The sequence below is a fragment of the Puribacter membranae genome (assembly GCF_055380425.1).
This window is the reverse complement of record NZ_AP040167.1, coordinates 1,206,012-1,229,433: the sequence shown is the minus strand read 5'-3', so window position 1 is coordinate 1,229,433 and position 23,422 is coordinate 1,206,012. Positions and strand designations below refer to the sequence as shown.

The window sequence follows — 23,422 nt, the reverse complement described above, 5'->3', positions numbered from 1 at the left end:
GCGCCACGCCTCGTTACTCATCACGCTAATCAACCAGCGCAGACGGTAGGGGTTATTCTGTGCTTCCTCATTCATTTATTCCCAAACGCCCAACATTGATAAAAGCGCAAAGCGAATGATTTTTGCGCAGTATTGGAGTTCATATGTCAGAAAATACTCAAGCGATTGCTAAAACAGGTGCACACCACGCCGAGCAATACCCGCTGTTGCCATTGCGCGACGTTGTGGTGCTGCCGCACATGGTTGTGCCGCTGTTCGTCGGGCGTGAAAAATCCATCCGTGCGCTGGAAGCGGCGATGGAGCGCAACCAAACCGTGGTTTTGGTCGCGCAGAAATACCCCGAAAACGATAACCCGAATGCCAATGATGTCTACCGTATTGGCTGCGTGTCGCGCATTGTGCAATTGCTCAAACTGCCCGATGGCACGGTGAAAGTGCTGGTCGAAGGCAAATCACGCGCCTTACTGACCGCTGTGACCGACAGCGATGAGTTTTTGCAGGCCGAAGTTGAGATTTTGGACGACACCGATAATGACAACGCCGAGGTTGAGGCCTTGCGCCGCACCGTATTGGCACAGTTTGAGTCCTACATCAAGCTCAATAAAAAAATCCCGATTGAGATTTTGAACTCGCTGGCGACGATTGACGACGGCTCACATTTGGCCGACACCATCATCGCGCATTTACCGATCAAGCTCGAAATCAAGCAGGAAATGCTCGAATTGCGCAGCGTCAAAACCCGCTTGGAAAACGTCCTGCGCCAGCTCGAAGTCGAAATCGACATCCTGCAAGTGGAAAAACGCATTCGCGGCCGCGTCAAACGCCAAATGGAGAAAAGCCAGCGCGAATACTATTTGAATGAGCAGGTCAAAGCGATTCAAAAAGAACTTGGCGAAGGCGAAGACGGCGCCGACATGGAAGAGCTCGAGAAAAAAATCCTCGCCGCCAAAATGCCGAAAGAAGCGCAAGACAAAGCCGATTCCGAGTTGAAAAAGCTCAAACTCATGTCGCCGATGTCTGCCGAAGCGGGCGTGGTGCGTACCTATCTTGAAACACTCGCCTCGATTCCGTGGAAAAAAGTCACCAAGGTCAACAAAGACCTCGCTCGTGCGCAAAAAGTGCTGGACGAAGACCACTACGGTCTGGAAAAAGTCAAAGAGCGCGTGATCGAATACCTCGCGGTGCAACAGCGCGCGGACAAAAACAAATCGCCGATCCTCTGTCTGGTCGGGCCGCCGGGCGTGGGTAAAACCTCGCTCGGGCAGTCCATCGCCCGTGCCACCAACCGCAAATACGTGCGCATGGCGCTCGGCGGCGTGCGTGATGAGGCCGAAATTCGTGGTCACCGCCGCACCTATATTGGTGCGTTGCCCGGTCGTATCATCCAGAGCCTGATTAAAGTCGGCGTGAAAAACCCATTGTTCCTACTCGATGAAATCGACAAAATGGGGCAAGACTTCCGTGGCGATCCGGCCTCGGCGATGCTCGAAGTACTCGATCCCGAGCAAAACCACACGTTTGCCGATCACTACGTTGAGGTTGATTACGATTTGTCCGACGTGATGTTCCTCGCGACGTCCAACTCGTTCAACATTCCGGGGCCGTTGCTCGATCGTATGGAAACCATTCGCCTCTCGGGCTATACCGAGGATGAAAAACTCTCGATCGCGACCAAATACCTGCTGCCCAAACAGATTAAAAACAATGGCTTGCGCACGGGCGAATTGAGCGTGACCACCGAAGCGCTGCGCGACATCATTCGCTACTACACACGCGAAGCCGGTGTACGCTCGCTCGAACGCGACATCTCGAAAATCTGCCGCAAAGCGGTGAAAATGATTCTGCTCAATCCGAAGCAGAAAAAAGTCAAAGTCGACAGCAGCAACCTCGACAGCTACCTCGGCGTGCGTCGATTCAGCTTTGGCATTGCCGAGACTGAAAACAAAGTCGGTCAAGTCACCGGCCTTGCATGGACCGAAGTCGGTGGTGAATTGCTCACCATCGAAGCGCAAGTCATGCCGGGCAAAGGCATCATGACCCGCACTGGTTCGCTCGGCGATGTCATGAAAGAGTCGATGGAAGCGGCGCGTACCGTCGTGCGTGCGCGTGCGAACGGCTGGGGCATTTTGAACAACGTGTTTGAGAAAAAAGACATTCACATCCACGTACCCGAAGGTGCCACACCGAAGGACGGCCCGTCCGCCGGTATCGCCATGACCACCGCGCTCGTGTCTGCGTTGACCGGCAATCCGGTGAAAGCCAACGTCGCCATGACCGGCGAAATCACCCTGCGTGGCGAAGTACTGGCCATCGGTGGGCTGAAAGAAAAACTCCTCGCCGCATTGCGTGGTGGCATCACCGTTGCGCTCATCCCGCATGAAAACGTCAAGGATCTGGCCGAGATTCCGGACAATGTCAAAGAAGGCATCGAAATCATTCCGGTCAAATGGATCGACGAAGTGCTCGACCATGCGCTCGAAAAACCGCTCACAGCGGTGACCGAGCCGGAAGAAGCAGTACCGGAGGTGGTTAAGCCTGCGACATCCGCCAAGGCGGAAGGGTTGGCACATTAAAGGAAGGTAAAACAGGACGCGGTTGCGTCCTGTTTTATTTTGCGGGTGCAAATCAAGCGGTACTGAGTCGTCAGGGGCATGCTGTCAGACCGAATATGCGGTCATGCCGTACTTGATACGGCATCTCCTAACATGGAGATTGCGGGTCAAGCCCGCAATGATACTTCCCGCATAATTTTAGCGCGAATCTACTTTTTGACAATTGGGCGGAGCGCAAAAATGTGTAGGTCGGATACTTGTATCCGACTCGGTTTTGTCGTGTGATTGAGAATGCCGCTCTCCGCCGCGGGGCGAATCCTTTTTGTCTTGATACAAAAAGGATTCGGTAATACCCCCTAAAAAAGCCAGCACCTAAAAGTAGAACCCTTTAAACTAACCCAAAGGAGTTTTACATGAAAGTATCCAAATTCAGCGACAGCCAAATCGCCAGCATTCTAAAACAAGCCGAGTCAGGCGTACCCGTACCCGCACTGTGTCGTGAGCATGGCATCAGCAGTGCCACCTTCTACAAATGGCGCAGCAAATACGCAGGCATGGACGCAAACCTCATGAGCCGCCTCAAAGCCTTAGAAGCCGAGAACACGCGCCTGAAAAAACTCTATGCCGAATCCCAGCTGCACACCGACATCCTCAAGGAGTGCCTTGCAAAAAAGTAAGCGCGTCATCTCGTAAAGAGATGGCGCAACAACTGCACAACGATAAAAACATCAGCATCCGTGCGTCCTGCGAACTCATGAGTATCTCAGAAAAACGCTTTCGCCACATCCCAACGCGCGCGCAAGCCAACGCCATGATAGCCGCTAAACTGATCGAGTTGACCACCACCAAAGGACAAAACACATGGGGCTTTCGATTATGCTACCTGCACATCCGCAACGTCTTGGGCTGGAAATACAACCACAAACGCATCTACCGCATTTACTGCAAACTCGGGCTCAACTTGCGCCTGATTCCCAACAAACGCCTTGACCGAGAAACACCGCAACCACTCGAAGTGCCCGACGCAATGGATGTGACGTGGTCAATCGACTTCACCCACGACAACCTCGAGGATGGGCGCAGCATCCGCTCATGCAACGTCATTGACGACCACAACCGAGAAGGGTTGTTGGCAGAAATCAACTTCTCAATCCCCGCAACCACGCTGACGCGCTATCTCGACCAACTCATTGAATGGCGTGGTAAACCTCAAGCGATACGCTCGGACAACGGCCCTGAATTCATCAGCCACCACTACCAACAATGGGCGCAAAAGCACGACATTAAACTGCTCTACATCCAACCTGGAAACCCACAGCAGAACGCCTACATTGAACGCTTTAACCGAACCATGCGCTATGAATTGCTCAATCAGACATTATTTGAGTCACTCGAACACGCTCAAATCGAGGCGACACAGTGGCTGTGGTGTTACAATAACAACCGTCCTCATATGTCGCTCGGTGGATTCACTCCAGCGCAAACGCGTATGATGGCTTTAACAAACTCACGCGTCCTGCACTAAACGCAGGACTTGTGTTGATTCTACTTTTAGATGCCGCCCTTTTAGGGGGTATTACCATTCAAAAAAATCAAGTTCGCGGTCATGCATGTCAATGAGCGCTTGAGTCAGGTCGGTTTGAAACTCGCGTTTGCGAGGCAAACGCTCAGACAACAAACCTTCCTGAAAAAAGAAGCGTTCATTTGCCTGACAGCGATGATTAGTTCGACTTCGTGGATATGTTGTAAGGCGCAATAAACGGAAGGTGCATTGCGCCGTATGTATTATAATCGCTCGGTTCTGAAGTTGGCACATTCGGCGCAATGTGTAAACATCACTTATTGCTCTACGGGCTACTTAGCGGCTTAAATTCAGTTCTTTTTAATTGTATATTTTTGAATAGCGGTGATTTTGCCTGAAACTGAACGCAACTGTAAACCATTATTACAGTTAGCAAAGAAGATCAAGTTATTTGTGGTCGATTTGTCGCTTAGGCCAACAAAATTTAACTCATCACATCCCAAGCCAGTCATTTGCGCTTTCTTGGCAAACTCCCAAAGATCGTAATTTACTGATGAAATATTGAAATTATTTTGTCTAACAAATTCGGATGAGTCATCAGCAAACATTGTAATATCTTTTAGTTGCTGCTCTGTGAGTATCACCTTGTTTGGAATGTTTTCAACTTCATCTTTGTTGTATAAATTGATAAAAAACACAATTACGCCAACAATTATGGCAGCCTGCCACACTAGCTTCATAATAAACCCCAAAGAAATTATATTTGGGTCGGATTTTATCATTTTTAATGAAAATGGTACATAGGGACGTACTTCAATTAAATTATCGAATTGGTCGATAGAGCAAGTAGAGTGGGCAAATTTTAATTTGCCCACCTTTTTCTTTTAATTCACCATACACGCACCTTGTTTCTCAGCATGGATTTTGAATACTTTTTGATCGTCTTCATCGGTTGCGACATTCGGCGTGGTGAGGAGTTTTTCGCCGTAGAACACGGAGTTGGCACCCGCCATGAAGCACAGCGTTTGCGCGGCCCAGTCGAGTTCGTGGCGACCAGCGGCCAGACGCAGGGTGGTTTTGGGCATGAGGATGCGGGCGACGGCGATGGTGCGGATCCATTCTTCGTCATCCACGCGGTCAACGTTCGCCAGTGGTGTGCCTTCGATCGGTACGAGGCGGTTGATCGGTACGGATTCAGGATGCGGTTGCATTTCGGTCAGGGTTTTGAGCATGCTGACGCGATCGGCGCGCGATTCGCCGAGGCCTAAAATCCCACCGGTGCAGAGTTTGAGGCCGGCTTGACGCGCTTGGTTGAGGGTTTCGAGGCGGTCGTTGAAGGTGCGGGTGGTGACGACTTTGTCGTAGTGTTCCTCGGAGGTGTCGATGTTGTGGTTGTAGTAGTCCAGACCGGCATCGGCGAGCTGACGCGCTTGTTCGTCCTTGAGCATGCCGAGCGTCATGCAGGTTTCGAGGCCGAGTTCGTTCACGCCTTTAATCATGTCAATCAACGCGGGCATGGCCGCTGCCGGAGGGCTACGCCACGCGCCACCCATGCAGAAGCGCACTGCACCGGCTTCTTTGGCTTCTTTCGCGGCGGCGAGCACTTCGTCCAGCGGCATGAGTTTTTCACGTTCGAGGCCGGTGTCGTAGTGCGCGGATTGTGAGCAGTAGCCGCAGTCTTCGGGGCAGGCGCCGGTTTTTATGTTGAGCAACACGGCTTTTTCGATTGCTTCGGGTTCGTGGTGCGCGAGGTGGATGGTTTGCGCTTGGTGGATCAAACTCATCAGCGGTTGTTCGTACAGCGCGGCGATTTCGGTGAGTGTGTAGTCGTGGCGTAGGGTTGCATTTGTTTGCATGGTTGTGCTCCTCATGGATTTTGTTATTGGGGTGTGGTTTGCATTGGGTTGTGCAGTTGGTTTTGCAGCTGCTCAATCCAGCGTTCAAAGAGTTTTTGTTCCTCTATTTGCAGGTCGTGGCAGTGGGCTTGCCAGTTGGGGTCAATCGCTTGTAACTGGCTGCTCATGTTGGCGAGATGACCTTCTTCTTCCTTGATGATGCTGCGGACATGCACCGGCGAATGGGCCTCGGTCAATGCGGCTTGGTAGGTGTGGTACAGCTTCATGGCGCGCACTTCGATCAGGTAGGTGACGTACAGATAGCTGTGGTTTTTCAGCGCGCGCCCAGATAGACCTTTTTGTTTGAGGTAGCGCGAGCACGACCAGTCGAGTTGATGCAGGTAGCGGTAGCTGGCGCGTGGCGCGAGCAGGCTATCGCGGCGGTAGTCGGAAAGTTTTTGGCCGATTTTTCTGATTTGTCGTTTGAGGTAGTGCGCGTGGCGGGCTTCTTCAAAGGCGTGTTGCAGCGTCAACTCGTCCACGTGAATCGGGTCAACGTAGCCCGCAATTTTGCGTGCGCCGACCGACTCCATCATGGACAGGGTGTTGAGCCAGCGCGCGTGCTGCCGATCATCGCGGATGATTTCCGGCAGGAGTTGCGCCAATTGCGGGCAGTGGGTTTCGTAGGTCATGGTGTGTTTCGCTGTCAGGGTTAAACGATGTTGAGGTCGGCAGAGCCGTCGGTCTGTAAAAAATCGCGGATGTGCGCGTAAATTTGCTGTAATTGCGCTGCGCTGATGCAGTACGGCGGGATCAGGTACAGCACGTTGCCAATCGGGCGCAGCAGCACACCTCGGTTCAGAAAGTAGTGGTAGATGCGGTCGCGTTCCTGACTGAGGTAGTGCGAGCCGCTGCTGGTGCGGATGGTCATGGCTAAAATCGTGCCGCAGGTACGCACGTTTTCGATTTTGGCATGCGTGGTCATTTCGTCAGCGAAGGCGCGGTGCGCATCGGCAATCATGGCGCGTGCTTGGGCGCATTCGTCGGTTAACAGTAAATCGAGACTGGCCAACGCTGCCGCGCAGGCAATCGGATTAGCGGTGTAGGAGTGCCCGTGGTACAGCGCGTGGCGCACATCGTCGCTGTAAAACGCGTCATACACTGCGTCGGTGCAGAGCGTTACCGCCATCGGCAGCGTGCCGCCGGTCAAGCCTTTGGACAGGCAAATCATATTGGGCGCGACGCTGAGCTGATCGCAGGCAAACAGTGTGCCGGTGCGACCAAAGCCGGTCATCACTTCGTCGGCGATCACATACGCGCCGGCGGCTTTAGCGGCGGCGAACAGCTGCGACAGCGCGTCGGCATCGTGCATTTGCATCCCCGCAGCGCCTTGCACCAACGGCTCGACGATCAATGCGGCGACGTCACCGTTGGCCAATATTTTTTGCAACGCGGCCAAACTCTCCGCTGCGCGCTCGCGTGTGGGCGCGGGGATGAAGGTGACGTTGAACAGTTTGTCGTCAAACGGTTCGGTGAACAGCCCGCGGCCGCTGGCGGACATCGCGCCGAAGGTATCACCGTGGTAGCCATCGGCCAAAGCCACGATGGTGCGGCGCGGTTGAGCACGATTGGTGAAGGCTTGCAGCGCCATTTTGATGGCGATTTCGGTCGCGCAGGAGCCGTTGTCCGAGTAGAACACATGGCGCATCTCGCCGGGTGTGATCGCCAGTAAACGTTCGGCCAATTGCACCGCCGGTTCGTGCGTGAGATTGGCAAACATGCAGTGTGCGAGCGTTTGCGCCTGCTGGTAAATCGCCTGCGCAATCTGCGGGTGCGAGTGGCCGTGCAGATTAACCCACCACGAGGACACCGCGTCGATGTAGGCTTTGCCGTGCTCATCGTATAAATGCACGCCTTCGCCACGCACGATGCCCAGTGCATTTGGGCGCAGTTTCATCGGCGTGTATGGATGCCAGATGACGGCGCGGTCGCGTTCGGTCAGGTTTAATGTTTGTTTCATAATGTCCAATATTCTTTTAAAACAGTCAGTTGCGGCGCGATGCGCAGGGCTTGCTGCGCCACATTGTGCGCGGACAGCTCGTCCATGCGGGCTATGTGCGCGAGTATGGGCAAGCGGCTGTACTGCGTGATGAACTGCTCCGATTCGGCATGCGCGTCACCATTCACAATCAGGCCGAGGATGCGGATGCCGCGCGCTTTGAGCGCGTCAATCGCGGAAACCGTGTGCGAAATGCTGCCCAAATAGTGCTGCGTGACCAACACCGTTGGCCAGTGGTAATGCGCCAGTAGATCGGCGACGACGTCTTGATCATTGATCGGTGAGCAGACGCCGCCTGCGGTTTCGATCAGCAGCGGTTGCTGCGTCGCGGGTGCGTTTAAATCGGTCAGCGCAATTGTCACCTGCTCCGCACGCGCAGCCGTGTGCGGCGATGCGGCCCATTGCAGTCGGTAGGCTTCGGGGTGAATGCGCGTGGTGTCGCTCAAGCGGCGTACCGTGTCGCTGTCGGTGTGATCCAAACTGCCTGCCTGAATCGGTTTCCAGTAGTCGCATTGCAGCGCGCGTGCCAATACGGCCGCGCACACCGTTTTGCCGATGTCGGTGTGAATGCCGGTGAGGGTAATCGGTGTGTAGGCGTGGCTCATGGCTGCACCTCCGCGGACAGCGCACGCCACAAGGTGTCGCACAGCAGGCGCATTTCATCGTCGGTATTGAATGCATGCAGGCAAATGCGCAGGCGCTCGCTGCCTGCCGGTACAGTGGGCGAAAATATCGGTCGCACGTCCAAGTTTTGCGCGTGTAATGCGTGGGTAACCGCATGGGTGCGTGCGACATCGCCGATCACCAGTCCTTGAATCGCTGTGTCGCTCGCCAGCCAGGTCACGCCCAATGTTGGCCAATCGTAATGGGCGCGCAGTTGTTGAAACCCGTGGATGACGTTGTGCAAAGCCGTGCGTTGGTGTTGGTTGTGCGGCAACTGCGCATACGCTCGCGCAATCGCTGCGTAGCTTGCCGGTGGTAATGCGGTGGTGTAAATGAAGGCACGCGCATAATTGATGAGGTAGTCAATCAAGGTTTGGCTGCCGACCACTGCTGCGCCGTGGCAGCCCATGCCTTTGCCATAGGTGTGGATGCGGATGGTGACGTCGTTGTGAACGCCGAATTGCTGCGTTAAACCCTGTCCCTGTTCGCCAAACACCGCCGTGGAGTGCGCTTCATCCACCACCAAGGCGGCTCGGTATTGTTTTGCCAACTCGGCCAATTCACGCAACGGCGCCATGTCACCATCCATCGAGTAGAGCGATTCAACCACGATGACGATGGTTTTGCCCGCGTGTTGTTCGAGCAATTCGTGCAAATGCTTTAAATCATTGTGGCGAAATTTGTAAACCGATGGGCTGAGTGACAAACGCATACCGTCAATCAGGCTGGCGTGGCACAGATCGTCGTATAAAAATACTGTGTGTCGGTTGCCAATCGCCGCGAGTGTGCCCAAATTCGCATCAAACCCCGAGTTAAACAGCAGTGCCGCTTCGGTCTGGTGAAACTGCGCGATGGCACGCTCCAGCTCGCTGATGATGTGCGCTTGCCCCGACAATAAACGCGAACCGGTTGAGCCGTGTGCCGCGCTAAATTGCGCGGCAAGTTGTGCCATCTTTTGGGCAAACGGATGATCGTTTGGCTCAATCTCGCTGTGATTGAGCGCGCGCGCCATGCCCAAATAGTCATTCGAGCAAAAATCAATGGCCAAGGGGGTGCGCAAACGACGCTTTTGTCGATTTTGTTCACGTTGATCCAATTGCTTTTGCCAATAGGCGTGAATTAAAGCAGGCTCGGCGCTTGTCTCATTTTGTAGTTGTAATGAATTCATGGCGCGTATTGTAGGGTGCTTTTGTGTGGGTTTTGTGGCTTGGGTTAATCGGGTAAAACTTTGTGTGGATTCATCAGGTTGTGCGGATCGAGCGTGTGCTTGAGCGCGCGCATGAGATGCAATTCTACCGGTGTTTTGATGTCGAACATCCGTGCTTTTTTGAGTAGGCCGATGCCGTGCTCGGCGGAGATGCTGCCGTGATGATATTCAACCTGTTGGTAGACGATGGCGTTGATCGCTTCTTCGTGCGCCATCAGCTCGTCGGCGTTGGCAAAGGCCGCGCCCGCGCTGACGTTAAAATGCACATTGCCGTCGCCCATGTGGCCGAACACGACGGTCTGAATACCGGGGTAGGCCGCTTCGAGCGCGGCTTCAGTTGCTGCGATGAATGTGGCAATCGCCGAGATCGGCACGCTGACGTCGTGCTTGACGTTTTTGCCAACGGCTTTTTGCGCAGCGGAAATCTGCTCGCGCAGCCGCCACAGGTGTTCGGCCTGCGCGAGGCTGTCGGCGACGATGGCCTGCTCAATGAGGTTTTGCTCCAGCAGCTCGTTTAAGGGCATGAGGCACGATTGCGCATCATTCTCGTTGTGCGTTTGTGATAGTTCGATCAAAGCACTGTATAAATTCGGCGTGTGCGCCCACGGGTGCGCGCAGTGCAGGTGGCCACAGACCAGTTGCATGGCGTAGGGCGAAATCAGCTCAAACGCGGTTAAATTCGCGTCAAAACGTTGTCGCAGTCGGTCAAACGCCTGCATCAGCCGTGGCAAATCGGTCGCGCCGATCAGTGCCACTTGGCGGCGCACGGGCTGCGGGTATAGTTTCAATACCGCTGCGGTGATGATGCCGAGTGTGCCTTCGGTGCCGATGAAGAGTTGCTTCAGATCGTAGCCGGTATTGTTTTTGCGTAGGGTGTTCAGCTCGCTCAAAACCTGTCCGTCAGCCAATACCACTTCCAAGCCGAGGCACAGTTCGCGCATCGTGCCGTAGCGCAACACTTGCGTGCCACCCGCGTTGGTCGCCAGATTGCCGCCGATGGTGGCGGAATCCTCCGAGGCCAGACTGAGCGGGAACAATAGGCCGTGCGCGGCGGCGTGCTGCTGTACCTGCGCTAATGTGACGCCGGCCTGAACGGTCATGGTTTGGTTTTGAGTATCCAGCGCGATGATGCGATTGAGCCGTGTGAGGTTGAGAATCAGGCTCGGTGTGTGTTCGAGTACCGCGCAGCCGCCGACCAGTCCGGTATTGCCGCCTTGGGCAATCAGGGCGATTTTTGGGGTGTGGGCGGCGCACAGGCGCACGATTTGACTGATTTGTTCAACGTTTTCGGGCAAGGCCACCGCCAGCGGTGCGCGGTGATAGCGGTTGCGCTCGTCGGTGTGAAAGGGCTTTGCCGCTTCGCCAGTGCGCACATGGTTCTCACCGATGAGGCTGCGTAGCTGGGCGAGAAGGGCGGAGAAATCAGGCTGGCTCATGGTCGTTGTTGGATGATTCGGTTTGTGCGCGTTTTGTTTGTGCGCATCTTGCTTGCGCGCGTCCTTGACGAATGAGGTTGAACAGCAGCCATAGATTCAGCGCGACGAAGGCCGCTCGAATCAGCCAGACCACCTGATAAAAGCGCGCTGATTCGCTGCCGTCGGGTGCGTACATAAAGGACATGCCGGTCAAGCACAGCAGCGTTGCGTACACATACATCATGAGCTGCGATTTGCCACTCGGGCGTGGTGCGCGCTCTTTAGCTGGGGTGTTGGCAAGATTGGCGGGAGGTGCGGTCGGGCGGGTTTTACGCGCGTAGCGTACGGCCTGCACAAAAATCACCAGCGACAGCGCGATTTCCACCCAAGCAAATAAGCGGCTGGTCGGGCTGATGTCGGAGAAAGCGCGCACCCAGCCTTCGGTGGAGTAGAGCAAAATCAGCAGGCTGAGGATTTGAAAGGCACGGCGCTCACCGCGAAACAGACGAGGAATCAGCGGCAGCAGTGGAACCGCTTTGAGCGTGAGCCACGGAAAGCCTTCGCTCAACGGTTTGACCGGTGCGCCGATGCTTTCCCACAGCACACACAGCACACACAGCAGGGCGACGCTGGCGGCGGTCCATTTGGCTAAGGCTTGGAGCGGGGTACTGGTGGTTGAGTTCATAATGCTCGCTGTAATACTCGCTGAATACTTGGATAGCAAATCTAAAAATATACTGTCATACCGGCGTTGGCGGGTATCCAGAAGTTTTTAATAAAACCATCCGTTAGAATGACAAACTGGACTCCCGCTTGCGCGGGAGTGACGGTGATTGATTGAGCACGCCATTTTTGCCCATATTTTCTAACATTCTCCGGTGCGTTTTGACGGCGTGCGTAGCGATATTATAGCCGCGATCATTCGTTGGAATCGATAAACCGCGTGCAAAGGCAGAATATCTTGGGTTCGGAATATCTTTTTTACGGATACCCATTTAAAATGAGCGTGTTTTGGGTCGGCTCGTTTTGAACGATTGATGCCAAAGCCCAAGAAAAACAAGATATTAAAATCAATACGGATTCACTTAATCGAACGCATTCATGATCGAAGAATTATTCAAACAGTTTTTAGAACACGCGAAAACCCTTAAGGCCGCCACTGCGTTTCTGTGGCGGCGTATGGGCGCGCTGCGTTTGCCGCAGGTGGCCGGTAGTCTGAGCTACACGACAGTGCTGTCTTTGGTGCCGTTGCTGGTGATTGTGCTGTCGATTTTGACCATTTTGCCGCAATTTCAGGGTTTTCAAAAAGAAATTCAGAACTTCATGACCGAAAACCTCATGCCCGCACGCATGAGCAAGGTCGTGATGCAGCAGATCACCACGTTTACCGAACGCAGCTCGCGTCTGTCCTTGGTCGGTGGTATATTTTTGATTTTTTCATCACTTTCAACGATGTCCATCATTGATCGCGCCTTTGACGATATTTGGCAGATCAAAAAGTCCACCTCGTTTCGCCGCAATCTGGCGATTTACTGGGCAGTGATTACTTTGGGGCCGTTTGTATTTGGCGGCGCGTTGTTTTTGATTAACTTTGTGATGCATGGTCTGAGTTTGATTAACATCCCGCTTCTCGGGCCGTTGCTGAATTGGCTGTTGCCTTTTGTCCTGTCGATGGGGGCGTTTGCCGCGCTGTATGTGTTTGTGCCTAATCGCAAAGTTTTATGGAAAGATGCCTTAGTCGGCGGTTTTTTGGCTGCGTTGGTGTTCCTGTTGTTGACCAAATCATTCTCGGCGGTTTTCAAATATTTTTCAGGTTACGCGATTTTATACGGGGCATTCAGCATCGTCCCCGCGTTTTTCCTGTGGTTGTATGTGTTCTGGATGGGGATTTTGTTCGGTGCGGGGATTACCGCGAATCTGCCGATTCTCAAATACGAACGCTGGCGGCGCGAAGCGCGTGCAGGCGACCGTTTGCCTGAGGCCTTGATGGTGCTGTATTTATTGCATCAAGCGCAACGATCACCGGCGCGCATGATGAGCTGGAGCGCTTTGCAGCAGCAGATCAAACTCAACAGCGAGGAGCTGGCGCATATTGTCGAGTGTTTGCAAGCGCGCGGTTGGGTCGGAAAAATCCAGCGCACAGATGGTGGCTACGGTTGGGCCTTGATCGCCGATGGCGAACAGGTACGGCTGGCCGATGTGTACGACGCCTTTGTGTTCGATACGCCGTATTTTGCTAATTTGGCCGAGCAGCAAAATCTGCCGTGGGCGCGTTATTTGACCGAATTGCAGCATACAGCGGCGCATGATGTCAGTTTGAACCAATTATTTGAGGCTAAAACAGTAGCCAACCCCTGAAGTTATGGTTACAATTAGCCCAATTACTCCTGGAGAAACACATGAAAGTCGCTGAAATTCTGAACATCAAGGGCAATATCCTATATACCACCGCACCGGATAAGTATCTGCGCGATGCCATTGCGAAAATGGTTGAAGAAGACATTGGCTCGCTGGTGGTCTTAGAAAAAGGCAAATTGGTGGGTATGCTGACCTTCCGCGAGATTTTGCATGCGATTCATCGCAACGGCGGTAAAGTGGCGGATCAAACGGTTGCGGATGCGTATGCACGCGAGCCGCTGGTGTTGACACCGGAGTTGGACGTCTATGAAATGCGTCAAAAAATGCTCGACTCGCACACGCGCTATGTGCCGGTGATGGAAGGCGATGTGCTGATGGGCGTGTTGTCGCTGTTTGACGTGGCGAAAAGCATGATTCAGGCGCAAAAATTGGAAAATCAATTGCTCAAGGCGTATATTCGCGATTGGCCGGAAGACCCTGAAAAATCAGGAACGGACGAATAAAAATCGGGTGATTGGTTAAGGCAAAGAGCGGGCAGATGTTTATTTGCCCGCTTTTTATTATGAATCAAAAGAACACAGTGGATACGGCATGGCGCAAAGCTCCTTTTCCTTGTTGACGACGCGACGGTTTTTACCGTTTTTTTTGACGCAGTTCTCGGGCGCCTTCAATGACAATTTGTTTAAAACCGGTTTGACCTTGCTCACCTCGTTTTATGCGGTGCGTTACGGCGGTTTGGCGCCGGCTTTGGCGAGCAATTTGATCGCGGGCTTGTTCATTTTGCCATTTTTGTTGCTGTCAGCGACTTCGGGGCAGTTGGCGGATAAATACGATAAAGCGGCGATCATGCGCTGGGTGAAGCTGTTTGAGTTGTTCATCGTGCTGCTCGCTGCGTATGGTTTGCTCGCGCATCATGCGTGGCTGCTGTATTTGTGCATTTTGCTGCTGGGTACGCATTCGGCGGTGTTCGGGCCGGCGAAATATGCGTTTTTGCCGCAGGCTTTGGGTGCGAAAGAGGTAGTCGCGGGCAATGGTTTGGTCGGGATGGCGACCTTCATCGCGATTTTGACCGGATCAATCACGGCGGGCGAATTGGTGCATCGCGGTGACGCGGGCGTTCAGGCTTTGAGTGCGTTGATCGTGATCATTGCGCTGGCAGGCGTGTTGTTCAGCCGTTTCATCCCGAGCGCGCCGCCGATTCAGGCGGTGCGGATGAATTGGAATCCGTTCTCGGAAATCACGCGAAATCTGCGCATCGCGCGCGAGGATATGGCGGTGTTTCATGCGATGATCGGTATTTCGTGGCTGTGGTTTTTCGGGGTGACGTTTTTGACGCATTTTGCGCCGCTGGCCAAGGATCTTTTGGCGGTGAACGAGCGTGGCGTGACGCTGATGCTGGCGACGTTTTCCATCGGTATTGCGATGGGCTCGATGCTGTGTGCGCGCTTGTCGCGCAATCAGTTGGAAATCGGCTTGGTGCCGCTGGGCGCGATCGGCATGAGCGTGTTTGGCATAGATCTGTTTTTTGCGATTTTGGCTTTGAGCCGACAGGCTGATGGCGGTGCGTTGATGGATGTGCCGGCGTTTTTGGCGCAGGGCGCGAGCTGGCGTTTGCTCGTAGATTTGCTGATGATGTCGGTGTGTGCGGGTTTGTTCAGCGTGCCGTTGTACGCGATGGTGCAGACTTATGCTGCGCCGTCGCATCGTGCGCGCATCGTGGCGGCGAATAATTTTTTGAACGCTTTATTTATGGTGGCGGCGGCACTGTTGGCGATGGGCTTGACCTTACTGGGCTTGAATGTAGCGCAGATTTTGCTGGTGGTGACACTGTTGAATATTTTGGTGGCGGTGTATATTTTTGGCTTGGTACCGATGTTTTTGTGGCGCTTTTTGGCGTGGGTGTTGACCTCGATTATGTACCGTGTGCGTTTTATCCACCGTGATCGGATTCCGGCGAAAGGCGCGGCTTTGATCGTGGCCAATCATGTGTCGTTCGTCGATGCGTTTTTCTTGATGGCGGCCAGTCCGCGACCGATTCGCTTTGTGATGGATGCGGGGATTTTTAAGATTCCGGTGCTGTCCGCGCTGTTTCGCTCGCTCAAGGCGATTCCGATTGCCAGTGCGAAGGAGGATGAGTTTGTGCTGGAAGAGGCGTTTTTGCAGATGCAAAAGGAGCTGGAGGATGGGCAACTGGTGTGCATTTTTCCCGAAGGGCACTTGACGGCCAATGGTGAGATGGCACCGTTTCGTGCGGGGATTAGCAAAATTTTGGCTTTGCATTCCGCGCCGGTGGTGCCGATTGCGCTGCGGGGCTTGTGGGGTTCTTTTTTCTCACGCAAAAATGGCGCGGCGATGAGCAAGCCATTCGTGCGCGGTTTCTTTTCCAAAGTCGAGGTGACTGTGGGTGAGCCGATCGCGCCGGAAAAAGCGACACCGGCGAATTTGGAGGCGGCGGTGCGGCAGTTGCGTGGTGATTGGCAATAGTTGGATAGAACAACCCAATAGAACGAATCAGGGGGACGATATGTTTTCAGAGTTGGTTTTGGCGTCGAATAATCAGGGAAAGCTGGTGGAGTTTGAGCGTTTGCTCGCGCCTTTGTCGATCGCGGTACGCCCGCAGGCGCAGTTTGCCGTGCCGGAATGTGACGAGCCGTTTCATACCTTTGTGGAAAATGCGCTGCACAAGGCGCGGCATACGGCGCGCCACACCGGTTTGCCCGCGTTGGCAGACGACTCAGGCGTGTGCGTACCGGCGTTAAACGGTGCGCCGGGCGTGTTTTCTGCGCGCTATGCATCCTTGTTCACGCCTTTACTCAATCCGGATTTGGATAAAGATACGCAAAATAATTTACAATTGCGCGAACATTTGCGCGGCATGTCCGATCGTCGGGCGTATTACTACTGCGTGTTGGTATTGGTGCGTTCGGCAGATGATCCGCAGCCGATTATTTGCGACGGTCAATGGTGGGGGCAAATGATTGATGAACCACGAGGCGATGGTGGTTTTGGTTACGATCCTTACTTTTTCATCCCTGAATGGAACGTGACCGTAGCGCAAATGGATAAGGTGCAAAAAAACGCACTCAGTCACCGTGGACAAGCGGTACAGGCATTGATTGAAAAACTGAAAAACGAATATTCACACCAATAATAAAAGGAGCAACACATGAGCAAAACCATTCAACTCATCGGCGTGCCAACGGATATTGGCGCAGGTGCGCGCGGCGCATCGATGGGGCCTGAAGCTTTGCGCGTCGCGGGAATTGAGTCGATGTTGCGGGCGCATCATTTGCAGGTCGAGGACAGCGGCAATCTGGTGGGGCCGGCGAATCCGTGGCTGCCGCCGACCGACGGCTACCGTCATTTGGAGCAAGTGCGCCAGTGGAACCAGTCGTTGCACGAAGCGTACTACGAGGCACTGAAAAATGGTCGTTTGCCGATTACCTTGGGCGGTGATCACTGTCTGGGCATCGGCTCCATCAGCGCGGTGGCGCGCTATTGTCGTGAAACGGGCAAGGATTTGCGCGTGCTGTGGCTGGACGCGCATGCGGATTTCAATACCAATGAGTTAACGCCGACGGGCAATATTCACGGCATGCCGGTTGCGATTTTATGCGGTATCGGCCCCGAACTTTTGACGCACATTGGCGGACAAACACCAGCCATCACGCCGGATGTGGTGCGCCAAATAGGCATTCGCAGTGTTGATCAGGGGGAAAAACGCTTGGTGCATCAAGTCGGTTTGGATGTGTTCGATATGCGCTTTATTGACGAAGAGGGCATGCGCGCGACCATGCAGCAGGCGTTGTACGGCATGACCGACAACACGCATTTGCATGTGAGCTTTGATGTCGATTTCCTCGATCCGAGTATCGCGCCGGGCGTGGGTACGACCGTTGCCGGTGGCCCGACCTACCGCGAGGCGCAATTGTGCATGGAGATGATCGCCGACACAGGGCGCTTGGCCTCGCTGGATATCATGGAGCTGAATCCGGCGTTTGATGTGAAAAATCAGACCGCACAACTGGCGGTGGACTTGGTAGATAGTTTGTTTGGCAAATCCACCCTGATGCGGGTGTAGGATGTGTGTTGCGATGATGGATATGAATAAGGGAGCTTTGGCTCCCTTATTCTATGGATAACAGCAAAGTGAATGGTTTATTGATTCACTCGGATTATTTTAAATTTCCCGATAAAAATTGCTTTAAACGCTCCGATTGAGGATTGGCCAGAATTTCACGCGGATTGCCTTGCTCTTCGATTTTGCCTTTGTGCAGGAAAATCAAGTGGTTGGAGACTTCACGCGCAAAGCCCATTTCATGCGTGACGACGATCATGGTGCGTCCTTCTTGCGCCAGAAGTTTCATGACTTTGAGCACTTCGCCGACCAGCTCTGGATCGAGCGCGGAGGTGGGCTCATCAAACAAAATGACCTCCGGCTCCATGCACAGCGCCCGCGCAATGGCCACGCGCTGCTGCTGACCGCCCGATAAGGCGACTGGGTAGCGCTCTTCGACATTGACCAGGCCGACTTTTTCGAGATATTTTTTCGCACGCGCAACGGCTTCGGCTTCGGATACACCGAGCACTTGCATGGGCGCTTCTTTTAAATTGTCCAGCACCGTCATGTGCGGCCAGAGATTGAAATGCTGAAAGACCATGCACAGTTTGCTGCGAAATTTTTGCAGCTGTTTGCGATCTTCCGCCTGTAGCTCGCCGGTTTTCTGCGCTTTTAAGGCCAAGGTTTCCCCGTTTAAAACAATTTTGCCTTGGTTCGGTGATTCCAGCAGATTGATACAGCGCAAGAAGGTGCTTTTGCCTGAACCGCTAGAACCGATGATGCTGATCACGTCGCCTGCTTTGGCATTGAGATCCACGCCATGTAGCACGTCGTTGTCGCCAAATTTTTTATGAATACCGCTGACTTCCAGTTTATACATAGGATGCTCCTGCTGTGGGATATAGGATCAAGGGGAAAGACGCGCACCGTGCGCTAACTCTTTGGCGCCCGCGATGGTGGCGAGCTCCGAGCCGATGTGCGCAAATGGCACCAAGGTATTGCACGCGTAGACGAATCCGTCAATCGTCGCGTGTACCGTGGTGATCTGCCCGCGCGTCGGATCGACCAGATCCAAAATCGCATCGCCTGCTTGAACGTTTTGCCCCGGCTGTACGCGGAACACCACCACGCCATTGACCGGCGCCACGATGGTTTCAACCCCCGCGAGTGGCGTTGGCTCGGCCAATAGATTTGGCATTGGCGGCACACCCTGTTCATCCGGTGTAATCAATTGCTGCTGAATGAAGTAGTTGATGAGTGCCTGACTGTCCTGTTCGGCATCTTCGTGACGCAAATCATGCACCCCGCGTAACTCCACGGTCGTAGCGACATTGGCCAAAGGAATATTCGCTTGAGGGTAGTCGCTTTGCAGTTTCAACCACACCGTGGACAGCGCTTCGTCAAAGGAGTTGGAATTGGAGTCGTCCGCAACCAGTTGGCAATGGCTGCCAATATAGCGTGCCAAAGGCTCCAATTGCGGCCACAAGCCAGGCAAGGTGTAAATGTGCATCATGGCCCAGCAATCGCAGTGCAAATCGAGCGCGATGTCGGCATCGTAAGCGAGTCGAACCAAGTTGTGATGCAGTGATTCAATCGCATTATTCGGCTGATAGCTGGCAATGGCTTTACCCATGGCTTGGCGGATCCGGCGCGTATTTTCCTGCGCATCTTGCCCCAGCGTCACTTGATCGTCGTGCAACTGGCGTGTGGTCATTTCGTATAAATTCAGATCGCCCAAGCGATTGAAATTGCGACCAGTGAATAAATCAAAACGGCCAAACGACGTGTACTGAATGCTTTGCGCCATGCCAATCGGATTGGCCATCGGTACCAAAATGATGTGCGCATTCAAACGATTTTCAGACTCCAGCTGCTCCAGCTTTTGACGCAAATAGTAGCTGACCAAAGCGCCGGGCATTTCATCGGCGTGCAAACTGCCCTGAATATACACTTTGCGCTCAGAACGCTCGTCACCAAAGTGCAAAACGGTCAATTCGTATTGAATGCCGATGCCGCCTTTGATTAACTCGATTACTTCTGTTCTCATGGGGTTATCCTTTTATCTTTTAATGAGTCAATGCCAAATGTTTCAGATATTTACGCTCCAGACGACGGAAGGCGTAGACCATCAATGACGTTAAAATCAAATAAATGATGGCGGCTGAAATAAACGCAGGAAACGGCTGATAATATTTGGTATTGAAATCCAACGCCTGCCCAGTGATTTCAAACAGGGTCACGACCGATGCCAGAGCGGTACTTTGCAGCATCATGATGACCTCATTGCTGTACGCAGGCAGCGCACGGCGCAGGCTCGATGGCAAAATGATGCGGCTCATGATCTGCCGGTTGGTCAAGCCATAGGCCTCGCCTGCCTCGATATCGCCATGAGGTGTATTGCGAATCGCACCGGAGAAAATCTCTGTGCTGTACGCAGCCGTGTTCAATGTAAACGCCAGCCATGCCCAGAAGAAGCCTTCTTTCAAAAACGACCAGCTCTCTTTTTGCATCAGGTCTTGTACCCAGCCAAACTCTGGCATGCCTTTGTAAAACAAATAAAGCTGAATCAACAACGGCGTGCCGGTGAAAAAATAGGTATAAGCACGAACTATTTTGGCGCCCCAAGTGTCGCGTTGAGCATGAATCATTGCCAAAGGAATGGCCAAAACGAATCCCGCAATGACCGAAGCCGCAGTCAGTTCCAAAGTCAATGGAATGCCCTGAAGACAATGCAAAAAGGCTTTCCAAAGCATGGTGAAAAAATTATTTTCCATAGCTATATCCTCTCACCCCACGGGCATATTTAACTTCCAGTTTGCGAAACACCCAGAAAGATACGCTGGTCATCGCGAGGAACAACGCCGCGGCCACCAAGCCGAACAAAAATGAGGCATGCACCGCGCCACCTGCCTGATCGGTTATGCGTGTCATATCATCCAGACCGATGATCGACACCAGCGCGGTTGATTTAATCAACACCTGCCAATTATTGCGAATACCCGGCAGCGCAAAGCGCATCAACAGCGGAAAGGTGATGCGTTTAAATACTTGCCAAGGACTCATGCCATACGCATGCCCCGCTTCGGGTAAGCCCTTAGGTACCGCCAAAATCGCCCCGCGAAATGTTTCTGAAAAATACGCGCCGAAAATCACGGACAAGGTCAATACACCGGCCATGAATGGATTCAGTTCAATCGGTACGACCTCCAAACGATCCGCCCAATCGTTGATCAAAATTTGAGCGCCATAATAGATCAACAACATCCACACCAAATCCGGCACACCACGAATTACAGTCGAATACGCCACCGCCAGACGACGGATAAAGCCCACTTTGGACATCATCATACTGGCGCCAATCAGCCCCAGCACCATCGAAAGCGCCAGTGTCACCAATGCCAATTGCAGGGTCAGAAAAGCACCTGACAAAATCAGCGGCATATAGCGAACCACATCATCAAAATGATTAAACATACGAAAGCCCCTTACTCAATAACGATCCAACGATCCATTAGCGCGAACACATTTTTTGATCGAATGGGTTGCTGGTCGTGTATGACGCATGAGATTGCACAAAAGCACCTGATTTCAAATGAAACAGGTCAAATGAAATAGGTGCTTTGCTGGATGGAAAAGTCAGACTTAGAAATTGGCGTCGTTGGAGTACAGGTACTTGGCATTGTCACCAAAATATTTGGTGGCCAATGCCTTGTACTTGCCGTTTTTCAGAATGGCATCCAAGCCTTTGTTGAGTTGATCGAGCAGCTCTTTATCACCTTTACGAACCGCCATGCCGACGCCATCACCCAATACGGCCGAGTCGGCGCTGTTTGGAATGGTGGTTGGCAAAATTGCAAAACCTTTGGCTTGTGGCGATTTCATGAAGCCTTCGGACAGAATCATTGCGTCTGAAAATACCACGTCTGCGCGACCTGAAATCAAATCGGCATACGCATCCTCAGTGGTTTTATAACGCTTCACTTTGGCGCTCGGATAGTATTTGGTCGCATAAAAATCCTGAACCGTACCGTGCTGAACCGCAATGGATTTTCCTTTGAAACCGGCGTCAGATACCTCAAAGTTGGCGCCTTCTTTAGCCAAGAACGCATTGGGTGTGTCCGAGGTTTTGTTGGAGAAATCAACGGATTGTTTGCGTTCCGGAGTGATCGCCATAGAAGACATGATCACATCATATTTTTTCGCTTGCAGTCCCGGGATAATTCCATCCCACGCCTGATTGACAAAAGTACATTGCGCTTTAATCTCTTCGCAGATCAGTTTTGCCGTGTCAATATCAAAGCCAATCACTTCGCCTTTATCATTGGTGTACTCGAATGGCTCATACGTCGCATCGGTACCGAAGCGAATAACCAAAGGCTGGGCATTGCCTGCACCTGCCGCTGCATCACCCGCAGGTGCTGCGGTTTTCTTCGGTGCCGGTTGGCATGCGGCCAAGCCGAGCACACCTACGAGCGCAATAGCGGCCACTTTCATAGTTGTCATCGTGTTTTTCATGTTGTCTCCTTTTTATATCGGTTGTAATAAGATGTTACGAACTTAACGCACTGATGAAAATCATCAAGCAATTAATTGGTGCGGCAGTGACTGTGGATGACGGATAAAGTCAAATAGGTTTTTCGGGTTGTCGAACTCAGGAATCAAATCAATGTCGCCGCCCAATTTGTATTGAGAAGACAATTGATACAGATAGTTCAACATGCTGAAATCTTCCAGCGCAAAACCAACCGAGTCAAATACAGTCACTTGGGTATTTGAATCGCGGCCTGACTTCAGGTTTTGGAACACTTCCCACAATTCAGTCACAGGGAAATCGGCAGGCATTTGCTGAACGTCGCCTTCGATGCGGCTTTGCGGTTCAAACTCGACAAATACCTTACCCATGCGCAAAATATCTTCGTGCAATTCGGTTTTGCCCGGGCAGTCGCCGCCGACCGCATTCAAATGCATGCCCGGTTCGATCATTTCCGGTGTGATGATGGTTGCGTATGCTTTATCCGCAGTGACGGTGGTCACGATATCCGCACCTTTGACCGCTTCGGCCGTAGAGCTTGTGCGAATCAGTTTGATTTCCGGATAGGCGCTCAGATTGTCGATGAGCTTATCGGTTGCTTCTGGGTCAATGTCAAACAAGCGAACTTCGTTGATGCCCATGATGAAGTGGAACGCCAAGGTTTGAAATTCACTTTGCGCGCCATTACCGATCAGCGCCATAACGCGTGAATCCGGACGAGCCAACAAGCGTGCCGCCATCACCGAGGTTGCCGCAGTGCGTACCGCCGTCGCCAAGGTAAACTCGGACAAGAGCAAAGGAAAACCGGTCTGCACATCCGCCAAGCCACCGAATGACATGACGGTCGATAAATCGTATTTGGTATTTTGTGGGTGGCCGTTCACATATTTGAATGCATAGCGATGTTGATCCGCAGTCGGCATCAATTCAATCACGCCGATTTCAGAGTGACTCGCCACACGAGCGGTTTTGTCAAAATCTTGCCAACGGGTAAAATCTTTTTGGATCAAATCAGTCAGCTCGGCCAAGACATTTTTCAAACCGTGTTGGTTAATCAATGCCACCATATCGCTCAAATCAATAAAACGTGTTTTCATCATTCAGTCTCCGTGTGTAGGATAGTTATTGTGAAAAAATTATGAAATAAAAATAATTTGGCGAATTTTAATGACAAAATGTGCAATAAAAAACTTCAAAAAGCGTACAATTTATTAAATAGT

Annotated in this window: 20 protein-coding genes and 1 pseudogene; 7 read left to right on the top strand and 14 right to left on the bottom strand. The window is 52.7% G+C overall.

What is annotated here, in order from left to right; translation table 11 throughout:
• The first annotated feature begins 143 nt into the window (after positions 1–143).
• Positions 144–2,573 carry an endopeptidase La gene (lon, locus tag ACZ41M_RS06005; RefSeq protein WP_464732025.1) on the top strand — a complete coding sequence of 810 codons (2,430 nt, stop codon included), beginning with the start codon at positions 144–146 and terminating at the stop codon, positions 2,571–2,573.
• A gap of 392 nt (positions 2,574–2,965) precedes the next feature.
• Positions 2,966–4,077 (top strand): annotated as a pseudogene (locus ACZ41M_RS06000) (IS3 family transposase).
• Positions 4,078–4,424: 347 nt separating this feature from the next.
• Here the strand turns inward: ACZ41M_RS06000 and ACZ41M_RS05995 are convergent.
• From ACZ41M_RS05995 to ACZ41M_RS05960, 8 genes are read right to left on the bottom strand one after another with little or no spacing between them, the layout of a single operon-like run.
• A complete protein-coding gene (locus ACZ41M_RS05995) occupies positions 4,425–4,949 on the bottom strand; it encodes a hypothetical protein (RefSeq protein ID WP_464732026.1) in 525 nt (174 codons plus the stop codon).
• Positions 4,950–4,958: 9 nt separating this feature from the next.
• Entirely contained in the window at positions 4,959–5,930 is a 972-nt protein-coding gene (bioB, locus tag ACZ41M_RS05990; protein WP_464732027.1) for a biotin synthase BioB, read from the bottom strand.
• Positions 5,931–5,953: 23 nt separating this feature from the next.
• Positions 5,954–6,601, bottom strand: coding sequence for a hypothetical protein (locus ACZ41M_RS05985; protein WP_464732028.1), 648 nt, complete (start codon positions 6,599–6,601; stop codon positions 5,954–5,956).
• Between the two features lie 20 nt (positions 6,602–6,621).
• Positions 6,622–7,929: an adenosylmethionine--8-amino-7-oxononanoate transaminase gene (gene bioA / locus ACZ41M_RS05980; RefSeq protein ID WP_464732029.1), complete on the bottom strand. Its 1,308-nt coding sequence runs from the start codon at positions 7,927–7,929 to the stop codon at positions 6,622–6,624.
• Positions 7,926–8,573, bottom strand: coding sequence for a dethiobiotin synthase (gene bioD / locus ACZ41M_RS05975; RefSeq protein ID WP_464732030.1), 648 nt, complete (start codon positions 8,571–8,573; stop codon positions 7,926–7,928). The genes bioA and bioD overlap by 4 nt, the downstream gene beginning before the upstream one ends.
• Positions 8,570–9,799, bottom strand: coding sequence for an aminotransferase class I/II-fold pyridoxal phosphate-dependent enzyme (locus tag ACZ41M_RS05970; protein WP_464732031.1), 1,230 nt, complete (start codon positions 9,797–9,799; stop codon positions 8,570–8,572). The genes bioD and ACZ41M_RS05970 overlap by 4 nt, the downstream gene beginning before the upstream one ends.
• Before the next feature lie 44 nt (positions 9,800–9,843).
• Positions 9,844–11,274: an FAD-binding oxidoreductase gene (locus tag ACZ41M_RS05965; protein WP_464732032.1), complete on the bottom strand. Its 1,431-nt coding sequence runs from the start codon at positions 11,272–11,274 to the stop codon at positions 9,844–9,846.
• Entirely contained in the window at positions 11,261–11,938 is a 678-nt protein-coding gene (locus ACZ41M_RS05960) for a DUF2069 domain-containing protein (RefSeq protein WP_464732033.1), read from the bottom strand. The genes ACZ41M_RS05965 and ACZ41M_RS05960 overlap by 14 nt, the downstream gene beginning before the upstream one ends.
• 416 nt (positions 11,939–12,354) lie before the next feature.
• Between ACZ41M_RS05960 and ACZ41M_RS05955 the strand changes: the two genes are divergently transcribed.
• From ACZ41M_RS05955 to rocF, 5 genes are all read left to right on the top strand, one after another.
• Positions 12,355–13,611 (top strand): YihY family inner membrane protein, encoded by a 1,257-nt coding sequence (locus tag ACZ41M_RS05955; protein WP_464732034.1) that lies wholly within the window; start codon positions 12,355–12,357, stop codon positions 13,609–13,611.
• A gap of 41 nt (positions 13,612–13,652) precedes the next feature.
• Entirely contained in the window at positions 13,653–14,114 is a 462-nt protein-coding gene (locus ACZ41M_RS05950) for a CBS domain-containing protein (protein ID WP_464732035.1), read from the top strand.
• An 88-nt stretch (positions 14,115–14,202) separates the two neighbouring features.
• Complete coding sequence (locus tag ACZ41M_RS05945; RefSeq protein WP_464732036.1) at positions 14,203–16,095, top strand: MFS transporter; 1,893 nt, start codon at positions 14,203–14,205, stop codon at positions 16,093–16,095.
• 40 nt (positions 16,096–16,135) lie between these two features.
• On the top strand, positions 16,136–16,762 hold the full coding sequence (gene rdgB / locus ACZ41M_RS05940; protein ID WP_464732037.1) for an RdgB/HAM1 family non-canonical purine NTP pyrophosphatase: 627 nt from the start codon (positions 16,136–16,138) through the stop codon (positions 16,760–16,762).
• Between the two features lie 15 nt (positions 16,763–16,777).
• Entirely contained in the window at positions 16,778–17,692 is a 915-nt protein-coding gene (gene rocF, locus ACZ41M_RS05935) for an arginase (RefSeq protein ID WP_464732038.1), read from the top strand.
• Positions 17,693–17,786: 94 nt separating this feature from the next.
• Here rocF and ACZ41M_RS05930 read toward each other — a convergent pair whose 3' ends face one another.
• The 6 genes from ACZ41M_RS05930 to ACZ41M_RS05905 form a co-directional block, all read right to left on the bottom strand.
• Complete coding sequence (locus ACZ41M_RS05930) at positions 17,787–18,551, bottom strand: ABC transporter ATP-binding protein (RefSeq protein WP_464732039.1); 765 nt, start codon at positions 18,549–18,551, stop codon at positions 17,787–17,789.
• 27 nt (positions 18,552–18,578) lie between these two features.
• Positions 18,579–19,718 carry a M14 family metallopeptidase gene (locus tag ACZ41M_RS05925; protein WP_464732040.1) on the bottom strand — a complete coding sequence of 380 codons (1,140 nt, stop codon included), beginning with the start codon at positions 19,716–19,718 and terminating at the stop codon, positions 18,579–18,581.
• A 19-nt stretch (positions 19,719–19,737) separates the two neighbouring features.
• Complete coding sequence (locus tag ACZ41M_RS05920) at positions 19,738–20,445, bottom strand: ABC transporter permease (RefSeq protein ID WP_464732041.1); 708 nt, start codon at positions 20,443–20,445, stop codon at positions 19,738–19,740.
• A complete protein-coding gene (locus ACZ41M_RS05915) occupies positions 20,435–21,145 on the bottom strand; it encodes an ABC transporter permease (RefSeq protein WP_464732042.1) in 711 nt (236 codons plus the stop codon). Before ACZ41M_RS05915 ends, ACZ41M_RS05920 begins: the two co-directional genes overlap by 11 nt.
• A gap of 168 nt (positions 21,146–21,313) precedes the next feature.
• Entirely contained in the window at positions 21,314–22,186 is an 873-nt protein-coding gene (locus ACZ41M_RS05910; protein WP_464732043.1) for a transporter substrate-binding domain-containing protein, read from the bottom strand.
• A 63-nt stretch (positions 22,187–22,249) separates the two neighbouring features.
• Positions 22,250–23,302 carry an ornithine cyclodeaminase gene (locus ACZ41M_RS05905; RefSeq protein ID WP_464732044.1) on the bottom strand — a complete coding sequence of 351 codons (1,053 nt, stop codon included), beginning with the start codon at positions 23,300–23,302 and terminating at the stop codon, positions 22,250–22,252.
• Between the last annotated feature and the right edge of the window lie 120 nt (positions 23,303–23,422).